4 protein-coding genes are annotated in these 5,332 nt (G+C 29.1%); 2 read left to right on the forward strand and 2 right to left on the reverse strand.

Going from position 1 to position 5,332, the window contains the following annotated elements; all coding sequences use genetic code 11:
• Positions 1–399: 399 nt before the first annotated feature.
• Positions 400–1,419, reverse strand: coding sequence for a TlpA disulfide reductase family protein (locus tag AABM47_RS07930; protein ID WP_338410392.1), 1,020 nt, complete (start codon positions 1,417–1,419; stop codon positions 400–402).
• 805 nt (positions 1,420–2,224) lie between these two features.
• Between AABM47_RS07930 and AABM47_RS07935 the strand changes: the two genes are divergently transcribed.
• A complete protein-coding gene (locus AABM47_RS07935; RefSeq protein ID WP_338410393.1) occupies positions 2,225–3,712 on the forward strand; it encodes an aminotransferase class V-fold PLP-dependent enzyme in 1,488 nt (495 codons plus the stop codon).
• On the opposite strand, the gene AABM47_RS07940 is transcribed toward AABM47_RS07935, so the two are convergent.
• Complete coding sequence (locus AABM47_RS07940) at positions 3,713–4,582, reverse strand: lysophospholipid acyltransferase family protein (RefSeq protein ID WP_338410394.1); 870 nt, start codon at positions 4,580–4,582, stop codon at positions 3,713–3,715.
• Between the two features lie 79 nt (positions 4,583–4,661).
• On the opposite strand from AABM47_RS07940, the gene AABM47_RS07945 reads away from it, so the two are divergent.
• Positions 4,662–5,300 (forward strand): rhomboid family intramembrane serine protease, encoded by a 639-nt coding sequence (locus tag AABM47_RS07945; RefSeq protein ID WP_338410395.1) that lies wholly within the window; start codon positions 4,662–4,664, stop codon positions 5,298–5,300.
• Positions 5,301–5,332 lie beyond the last annotated feature (32 nt).

Below are 5,332 nucleotides of genomic sequence, written 5' to 3' on the forward strand. Positions count from 1 at the left end.
CAATTAATAAATAAAAAGTGGTTTCCTTATAAGGTTAGCCACTTTTTTTAATGTCTTGTGTATGAAAAGTAGTAGAATAAAAATGAAATTACTTTCAGTCTTGCTATTTTTTATATATTGTGTTAACAAAAGTATTTATAAATTAAAAGGATCAACTTTCTCTCTTTTTTTCTTCTATAAAACGAAAGGTTAATTCAAACTCTAGTTCACTGATTTATTTTCTATTTTCATAGTTTTCAATTTAAGTTAAGTCAAGTTCACACTCTGAATTATTAACATAAATATAAACACGACTACCATTAATCGCTACAAATTGATTGTAATTATTTATAAAAGGTTTTTACCGTATTTATAAGCATTAAATAAGCGGTTTAAATTATTTTTGGGTGTTAAAAAAGTTTAAATACTTAAGCTATTAAACATATCTTTCAATTTTTTATCAGATGGCCTAGGCGCATCAGAAGTTATGATATTTCCTTTCGGATCGATTAAAATGAATCTTGGAATCCCGTTTATTCTATAGTTTTTTACAAACTCAGATTTCCATGCTTTGTCGGCTAATAATTGAATTCCTCCTAGTTCTTTTTCTTTAATCATCGATTTCCATTTGTCATAATCTTTAGGTTCGTCAATAGAGAGACTTACAAATTGAATGTTTTTACTGTGGTAAGTTTTCTCTACTTCTTTTAAATAAGGAATTTCAGCTATACAAGGACCGCACCAAGTAGCCCAAACATCAATATAGACATACTTTCCTTTTAAATCATCTAAAGAAGTCTTTCCACCAGCATTGTTTTCATATGCCATAAATTTTGGAGAGTTTTTTCCTTTTCCTAAAACAGTGTTTAAGAAAAATTTATCTTCTTGATAACTTACTAGATATTTCTTTAATTCGTCAAATCCTTTTTTCTCGCTTGCAACAAAAGCAGTATCTAAACCAGATACTCCATCAAGGTTTTTCATAAAACCACTTTCAATAGTTTCTAATTTTGCAGCGAAATCTTCTTTGATCATCGCAAACATAGTTTCATCTTTAAAAAGAGCCTCTTGGTCTAATGCTTTTTTAGCTAAATAGTTATTAGCATCAGCACCACTTCCAGTATAAACAACGGTTTCATCAAACTGCTTAGTGTCTAAAGTTAAATGAACATCTCGACCATTTTTAAGGTAAAGAGAAGTTCGTTCTGTTCCATCGTATACATAAAAACTACCAGTTACTACTTTTAAAGTATCACTAAAAGTACCATCAGCAGCAACAGTAATTCGCTTTTGAAAGTTTATGTCTGTATTTGATCTTATGACTAAAGAGTCAGAACTTTGATTTGTTATTTTTCCTGAAAACATAACATAGTCTTTAGGCTCTTGTATACAGGCGACCACTGTTAAAGCCGCAATAGTCAAGCACATTAATTTTTTCATAATTTTTTTTTTATAATATTAACCAGAGGCATAAATGTATACATAATTATTCATATATGTCAAATAAATTAAACATTTATTTAGCATGTAAAATTATTTATGTTTTTTTTGTGAGACATTATAACCAAAGCACTATGTATGTAAGCCTTATGTTTTTATTTCTTTTCTGTGTGTGTTAGCATGGTCTTAATAGCTTATTGTGTTAAAAAAAACAACAAATATGACTTTGTTTTATAAATTTTAAGTCTTAAATGTAATAAACACACCTATATAAAAATTATTATTTATTTGTCAATAAAAAATAAATATGGTTGATTAATTTTTAGTCTTTTAGAAAAAAATGTATTATGAACTACTATTTTTATAGTAATGTGAATTTTATCCTTATCTTAATTGTACTGTAACATAACTTATAATTCTTTTTAATTTAAACAAATTTGCACGGCATTTTTCCTACATTTTTTTTATAAGTGACGTGTTATATATTATTTATTAAATTTATACATCCAATTAGATTGCCTCATTTTATCTTTGAAATTTAGATAATAGTGCATTTTTTTATGTTATCTGTAACAGCAATGCGAAGTATATTAGCTATATGTGATTTACCTAATAGGCTACTTTGATGACTTGAGTAACCCAAATTAATATTTTTCACTACTTTCGATAAAAACATATAAATAGTCTTGACCATTAATATACAGTTGATTGTTAGTAGCAATCAAGAGACTGTGTAAACACAATGCTATTTTTTGCCTATTTTTACTATAAAGTTCCAATTATGTATTATTTTTACAAAAAAAAGATGTATTCAGTTCAAAATAAAACAGAATTAGAGGAATATTTCCAACAGTTCCGAAAAAATATTATCGGAGTTGATCAAAAATTTGAATCTCCTTTCGGATTGAAGACTATTATTTATACTGATTGGACAGCTAGTGGAAGATTATATCGACCAATTGAAGAAAAAATTTGTAACGATTTTGGCCCTTTTGTAGCCAATACACATACTGAAACTTCTATCACAGGTAAAACCATGACCCTTGCTTATCATAAAGCAAAAAGCATTATAAAAAAACATGTTAATGCGTCTCAAGATGATGTTTTAATTAATTTTGGAACAGGAATGACAGGCGTTGTTAATAAATTGCAACGTATTTTAGGATTACGGATTCCTGAAAACTTAAAAGAATATACTCTAATTCCTGATGAAATTAAACCTGTAGTTTTTATTTCGCACATGGAGCATCATTCCAATCAAACCTCTTGGCTAGAAACGATTGCTGATGTTGTCATTATTCCGGCTGATTCTGACGGTTTGTTTTCTATTAAAGAGTTTAAACTACTTTTGGATAAATATAAAGAACGAAGCTTTAAAATTGCTTCAATAACTTCTTGCTCAAACGTAACCGGCATTATTACACCTTATTATGAGGTAGCTAAACTAATGCATCAAAATAACGGTGTTTGTTTTGTTGATTTTGCTTGTTCAGGACCTTATGTTGAAATTAATATGCATCCTGAGGATAAAGAGTCTTATTTAGACGCTATTTTCTTTTCACCACATAAATTTTTAGGAGGACCTGGTACTTCAGGCGTTATGCTTTTTAATAAAAATTTATATAAAAACAATGTACCCGATTGTCCAGGCGGCGGAACTGTTTCATGGACTAACCCATGGGGAGAGCATCAATATATTGACAATATTGAAGATAGAGAAGATGGCGGAACTCCTGGTTTTCTTCAAGTTATTAAAACGGCATTAGCTATACAGCTTAAAGAACAAATGGGTGTTGATAATATATTGAATAGAGAGCATGAAATTATTTCTTCTATTTTTGAACATATTGGCTCTATAGATAACATTAATATTCTTGCAAAAGAGCATCAAAAGCGTTTAGGTGTAATTTCTTTTTATATCAATGATTTACATTTTAATTTAGGTGTTAAACTTTTAAATGATAGATTTGGAATTCAAGTTCGAGGAGGATGCAGTTGTGCAGGTACGTATGGTCATTATTTACTTCATGTAGATCAAGAAACATCTCAAAACTTAGTTTGTCAAATATCTTCGGGCGATTTAATTCAAAAACCCGGATGGATTAGAATGTCTATACACCCAACAACAACTTCACATGAAATTCATTTTGTTTGTGATAGTATTAAAGCATTAGCACAAAACCATGAAGATTGGGCTAAAGATTATGCATATAATTCAAAAAATAACGAATTTGAGTTTATTGGAAATGTAATATCAGACCATGAATTAGTAAAATCGTTATTTGAGTATTAATTAGCGTCTGTGTTTCCAGCGTTTGTGCGTCCATAAATAAAACTCAGGATCTTCAAGTATTTGTTTTTCAACACGATGTATAAAGTCTTCTGAAATTTCAAAGCGCTTGGTGTCTTTTGGGTTTTCTGCCATTAATTCAAATGTACCTTCATAATAGCCTCTTTTTACTTTTTTGACTCTTAAAAAAATAAGATTCAAATCATATCGCTTGGCTAATAATTCGGCTCCTGTATGCACAGGAGTTTCTATACCCATAAATTTACACCAATGCATTGCTTTATCAAGTCTTGGAGATTGGTCACTTGCAAAACCGTATAAGCTCAACACGCCATTTGCATGGTTTTTTTCAATTGTAGAGGCAGTTTCTTTGGTCGATATTAGTGTAGCTTTAAATTTTGAACGTATGTGATGCACCAATCGATCAAAATAGGTATTAGCAATTTTTTTATAAATTCCATATCCTTTATAAGTAATATAATGGTTCATGGAAACAGTCCATTCGTAACTCGCATAATGGGCACAAAGTAAGGCAACGCTTTTATTCTTTTTTTCTAAATCTTTGTATAGCTCTAAATTTGTAAAAACAAACCGGTTTTCTATTTCTTTTCGAGAGATGCTTAATGTTTTTATCATTTCTAAAAACATATCACACAAGTGCTTGAAAAATTTTTTTTCGATTAAATCTCTTTCTGGTTTAGATAAATGGGGTAGTGCTAAAGCCAAATTTTCTCGAACAGTTTTTTTTCTGTATTTAATTATGCGGTATACAATAAAAAAAACAAAATCGGATAAAAGATATAAAACCCTAAACGGGAGTATGGAAATTATCCATAAAAAGGGATAAAATAAAATAAATACGATTAATTGCATGCCTCAATTTTTTACAAATATACTTAATAATTATAGTATAGCATAACATCATTTTTTTTACATTTACAACAAAAAAAGAATGGATATTATTTTAATTGTCATCATAATTTTGAATGTTATAATAAGTTTTAAAGCTTTTGACGATCAAATGTTTTTTAATAAATATAAGTTTCAAATTGGCAGTATTAAAGCAGGTGAACAAATACGAATGGTAACATCAGGGTTTCTTCATGTAGACATACCTCATTTGGTTTTTAATATGTTTACACTTTATTTTTTTGCGCCTATTATTATCAGTCAATTTGGGGGTATTAGTTTTTTATATATTTATTTTGGAAGTTTAATAAGTGGCAGTTTACTGACGTATTTTTTCCATAATAAAGATAGTTATTACACAGCTGTTGGTGCATCTGGTGCAGTTATGGGTATTATTTATAGTTCTATATTATTGAAACCAGGGATGGAGTTGTTATTGTTTTATGTAATCCCGATACCGGGTTATTTATTTGGAATTGGATACCTGTTATATTCCATTTATGGAATGAAAGCAAAACGAGACAACATAGGTCATACGGCTCATTTTGGGGGCGCAATAGGCGGTTACTTAATTACTTTATCAAAAGAGCCTCATATGATATTTGACAACACGTTAATGGTGGTTTTATTAGCTATTCCAATATTAGTTTTGTTTTATTTATTTAAAACCAATAAATTATAGGTAGATATGTTTTTAAATAAAAAAAGCCAAGT

This window comes from uncultured Flavobacterium sp., assembly GCF_963925415.1.
Taxonomy (GTDB): Bacteria; Bacteroidota; Bacteroidia; order Flavobacteriales; family Flavobacteriaceae; genus Flavobacterium.